Origin of the sequence: Mycobacterium sp. (assembly GCF_050701675.1) — a bacterium.
In the GTDB taxonomy this organism is placed as follows: Bacteria; Actinomycetota; Actinomycetes; order Mycobacteriales; family Mycobacteriaceae; genus Mycobacterium.
The window spans coordinates 1-4,769 of the sequence record NZ_JBOGDD010000199.1 but is presented as its reverse complement, the minus strand read 5'-3'; the positions used below and the strand labels follow the sequence as shown (position 1 = coordinate 4,769).

The 4,769-nt window shown below is 63.3% G+C and carries 4 protein-coding genes; 2 read left to right on the top strand and 2 right to left on the bottom strand.

What is annotated here, in order from left to right; all coding sequences use genetic code 11:
- Together ACRDUX_RS05800 and ACRDUX_RS05795 are read right to left on the bottom strand one after the other, a co-directional pair.
- A partial coding sequence (locus ACRDUX_RS05800) for an MMPL/RND family transporter (protein WP_526411891.1) occupies window positions 1-2,425 on the bottom strand: 2,425 nt, incomplete at its 3' end.
- 35 nt (window positions 2,426-2,460) lie between these two features.
- Entirely contained in the window at window positions 2,461-2,904 is a 444-nt protein-coding gene (locus ACRDUX_RS05795; protein ID WP_526411889.1) for an MmpS family transport accessory protein, read from the bottom strand.
- Window positions 2,905-3,201: 297 nt separating this feature from the next.
- On the opposite strand from ACRDUX_RS05795, the gene ACRDUX_RS05790 reads away from it, so the two are divergent.
- A complete protein-coding gene (locus tag ACRDUX_RS05790; protein WP_526411887.1) occupies window positions 3,202-3,711 on the top strand; it encodes a MarR family winged helix-turn-helix transcriptional regulator in 510 nt (169 codons plus the stop codon).
- 68 nt (window positions 3,712-3,779) lie between these two features.
- On the top strand, window positions 3,780-4,769 hold a 990-nt coding region (locus ACRDUX_RS05785; protein ID WP_526411885.1), incomplete at its 3' end, for an MFS transporter.

The following is a 4,769-nucleotide window of genomic DNA, read 5'->3' as shown; positions in this document are numbered from 1 at the left end:
GCACCAGCCAGTGCAGGTGCAAACCGACCAGGTGTTGCCACAACAGAATTGACAGACCGAACGCGCCTGCGAACGAGAAGGCCACGGTTCCGGGAATCACGATGGCTGCCATCAGGCTTCGGGTGAGGACCAACATGATCAGGAAGATCAGCACGAAGGCGGCGATGGCGACGATCTTGAGATCCGAGAGTGCGTATTCCTTGATGTCCTTGTTGTTGGACGCGGCGCCGCCGATGTAGATCCGCGCGCCGGCCAACGACGTCTCCTTCAGCGCCGCCTTCACCGCATCGGGGAAGGCGTTGACGTGGTCGATGCCTTCGGGGGCCATCGCATTGCCCTCGTGGGTGATGACGAAGCGGGCCGCCTTGCCGTCCGGGGACATCATCAGCTGCTCGCCGGTCTTGACGTCCTCGTTGTCGAAACCCTCTCGGGGCATGTAGAAGTAGTCGTCACTGCGGGACTGGTCGAAGTCGTTGCCCACGTTGATCTGATCGTCGAAGGTCTGATTGGTCTGGGTGGACTGCAGATGCGACGGGCCGTAGTTGTTGACGATGACGGTTTGAAGCGCCTGCGTCTCGTCGCGCATCACCTTGAGCTGGGCGACCATCTGGGGCATGAGCGCGTCGACCGCCTGGAAGTCGGTGACCGCGTTGCCGATCTCTTCGCGGAGGGAGTCGATCCCGTCCAACGCGTCGAACAGCGACTTGAACGCATAGCAGGAAGGGATGTCGGCGCAGTGCGGCTCCCAATAGAAGTAGCTCTTCAGTGGTCGGAAGAAGTCGTCGAGATTGGCGATGTCGGAATTGACCTCGTCGGTGACGGCCTGCAGATTCTCCAGGGTGAGCACGGTGGTGTGCAGGTCGTCGGCCAACTGCTGAGTCAGGTCGATCGTCTTGCCCAACGTCGCCACGGTGTCGGCCTGGATCTTGGCCTGCGTATCGGTGTTGTCGTTGGCGTGTTCGTTGAACGGCAACTGCTGACCGGCGGCCCCACCCTGAACGGTGAACAGATACGGCACGTTGGCGTGGTCGAGTGGTCGGCCAAGGGGTCTGGTGATGCTCTGCACCATGGCCACCCCTGGCAGGCGCACCAGTTCCTTGGCGACGCGGTCCAGGGAGATGAAGTCCGCCGAGTTGCGCATGTCGTGATCGGACTCGACCATCATCATCTCGGTGAACAGCTTGCTGGACGGGAAGTGCCGATCCGAGGCCGTGAAACCCTGGTTGGCCGCGCCGCTGACGGGCTGATAGGCCCGGTCGTCGTAGCTCACCTGATAGCTCGGCACGAAGATCGCCCCGAGCACCACGACTGCCGTGCTGGCGGCGAGGATCGGCACCGGCCAGCGCACCACGCTCGCCCCGATCCGCCGATACAGGTGCCCGCGCGTCACCTTCTTGGGATCGAAGAGTCCGAACAGGCTCCCAAGCGTCAGCAATGCCGGGGCGAGCGTCAACGCCGCGGCGATCGTGAACAGCATGCTGATGGCCACCGCTGGGCCCATGGTGTGGAAGTAGTCCAGGCGAGCGAAGGTCAGGCAGAAGCACGAGCCGGCGATCGTCAGGCCCGAGCCGATGATGATGGGTGCCACGCCGCGGTAGGCGGTGTAGTAGGCCTCTTCCCGGGTTTCGCCCAGCTGTCTGGCCTCGTGGTAGCGGCCCAACAGGAAGATGCCGTAGTCCGTGCCTGCGCCAAGGGTCAGCGAGACGACGATGTTCACCGCGAACGACGACATCGGGATGATGCCGTAGTGCCCAAGGGTCGACACCACGCCCTTGGCGATGAGGATTTCGAACAGCACGCTGTACATGGGCACGGCCACGTTGGTCAGGGAGCGGTACACCAGCAGCAGCATCACCAGGATCAAGATGATCGTGACGATGGTGATGTTGTTCAGGCTGTTGTTGGCGATCGACAGGGTGTCCGAGGCCATCGGCGCCGAACCGCTGACGTAGGTCTTCAGCCCTTGCGGCGGGGAGTCCTTGTCGACGATGTCGCGGACGGCGTCCACGGACTCGTTGGCCTGGATCTGGCCCACGTTGCCTGCGAGCCGGAGCAGCACGTAGGTCGCCTTGCCGTCGATGCTCTGCGCCCCGGCCGCGGTGATCGGCTTGCCCCACAGGTCCATCACGTACTGCACGTGCTGCGTATCGTTCTTCAGACGCTGAACCAAGTCGTCGTAGTACTGGTGGTCCTGGTCGTCGAGCGGATGGTCGGCCTCCAGGACGACCATCGTCAGGCTGGTGGAGTTGGACTCCTGGAACTTGTCGCCGATGTGTAGAAGTGCGTACTGCGAAGGCGCATACGTCGGAACTTCGGGTCCTGCGAGTTCGGTGGCGACGTCCTCCACCTTCGGCACGAACGTGTTCGTCGTGATCGCGAGCAGTGCCCAGAAGATGATGATCGGGATCGCCAGCAGGCGCACCATTCTGGGGAAGAACGGCCGCTTTGCCTGATGCGCGCTCACGCGGACTTCACCCTGCAGGTGACGTCCGCATCCTCGCGAGTCGTCGATTGCTCGTCGCGGACAACGTCATTGATCAGCATCCGGCAGCCGACCTGACCACCGTGCACCTGCGCCGAGATGCTGCCGGACACCACGGTGAGCGTGGTGGTCTCGGTGTGCGACCACGGTAGGTCGGTGAGGTCGACCTTGTGCGGATGTCCGTCGATGTCGATGTAGTCCAGCATCCCGCCGCTGCCGACGTCTCCGAACAACTCATAGGTGAGCCGTTTGGGAGTGAATTCCTCGGGTGCCTGTGGGGGATTGACGGCGAGGACCGGCCCAGGGGCCGACGCCTGGTGCACCTTCCACATGCTCAGCGCACCCACACCGAGGGCAACGACGACGACCAGTGGGATCCAGGCCCGCTGTAGGACCGTCCTGGTGACTGATCGTTGGCTCACTGAAGGACCTCTCGGATTCCGTCCTCGGGCGGGGTACCCGGGCAATCGGCACGATCGTCGATTCGCTCTGCTCGCACCGATTTTTATATCCCACGTAGGATAGATAGTTCAACCGCAGAGCATTCGATCGGGCGATTCACAGCAGACCTCAAGGTTTGAGCTTCATGCGGCATGCCACGAATAATGTTCGTAACAAGACTTCTAGAGGCGGATTCGGACCCGATACCTCGGTCCGGCGCGAACACTCAGCATGCGCGGATAATTCCCTGTGCATCACTTCGGTGATATAAATCAAATATGGAACGAGCAGTCGGCGACAGTGCCGATGCCGTCTCCGAGATGATCAGCCTCGGGACGGACTTGATGTGGCGATACCTGATCGACCGCGACGACCTCAGCGCCAGCGCGGCACTGGTAATGAATCGGTTGTATAGGGAGGGCCCGATGAGGTTGACGGCGCTCGCCGAGGCCGAGGGTGCCAGCCAGTCGGGAATGACGCAATTGGTTCAACGTCTGGAACGTCAGGGATTGCTGGAGAAGTGGAGCGACCCGGACGATGGCCGAGCGTCGTTGGTGATGCTCGGCGAGGCCGGTAAGCAGAACTGGGAAGCACGCGCCACCCTCCGCAGGCAGCGTGTCGCCGACATCTTGCCGGAGCTGTCCCGAGACGACGAGCTGGCGTTGTGGCTGGCCGCCCAGGTGGTGAACCGCGTCCTTGGCCAGGTGCGAGATATTGCGGGTTTGCAGGCGCGGAATGGGGCCGACGTCACGGGCCGGTCCGATAGTCCCGCGGTCGACGGTGGTTGAGCGGCCAACGAATCCCACCGAACCCTTCCGGTTTTGTATAGGTGATCTAATCACTTAAGATCCTTTGCATGGCTAATCAAATGGTGGAACGCTCGGCGCCACCTCGGGGTGGCGGCCTGCTGATCGCGGCGTTGGCTGCGGCCGGCATCAGTGTCTCGATGATGCAGACGCTGGTCATTCCGCTGGTGCCGCAGCTGCCCGCCCTGCTGAACACCACATCGGCCAATGCATCATGGGCGATCACCGCCACTCTGCTGACGGGAGCGGTCGCCACGCCGATGTTCGGGCGTCTCGGCGACATGTTCGGTGCCAAACGCGTCCTCATCGCCTGCGCGGTGCTGCTCACGGTGGGTTCCGTCATCGCGGCGCTCACCAGTTCCCTGGTGCCGCTGATCGTCGGCCGCGCCTTGCAGGGCTTCGGTGCGCCGGTGATTCCGTTGGGCATCAGCGTGCTGCGGGCGGCACTCCCCGCCGAACGCGTCGGCGCCGCAATGGGAATGGTGAGCGCCTCCCTTGGCGTAGGGGGCGCGCTGGGACTGCCGCTGTCGGCGGTGATCGCCGAGCACCTCAGCTGGCACGCGCTCTTTTGGTGCGCTGCGGGCCTCGGCCTTGGCTGCGCTCTGATCTTCGCCACCTTGGTCCCCGACGTCGTCCCCTCGACGGCCATGGGCCGCTTCGATCTGTTCGGCGCGGTAGGGCTCGCCGCGGGCCTGGTATTGCTGCTCCTGCCGATCTCCAAGGGATCGACCTGGGGATGGACCAGTCCGGGCACGCTCGGTCTGCTGGCTGGTTCGATCATCGTCTTCGCCCTGTTCGGATGGTGGCAGTACCGCGCCCCAACCCCGTTGGTCGACATCCGCACGACGCTCAAAGCGCCAGTGCTGCTTACCAATGTGGCCTCGATCGCGGTCGGGTTCGGAATGTTCGCCATGTCCCTCATCGGGCCGCAGATACTGCAGATGCCAAGCGCCACCGGCTACGGGCTGGGGCAGAGCATGGTCACAGCCGGGTTGTGGATGGCGCCAGGTGGTCTTGCGATGATGGCGGCGGCTCCCATC

Bases quoted from the DNA above. Each gene is read 5' to 3' on its own strand.
- ACRDUX_RS05790 (WP_526411887.1), top strand. From the start codon at position 3,202: ATGGAACGAGCAGTCGGCGACAGTGCCGATGCCGTCTCCGAGATGATC.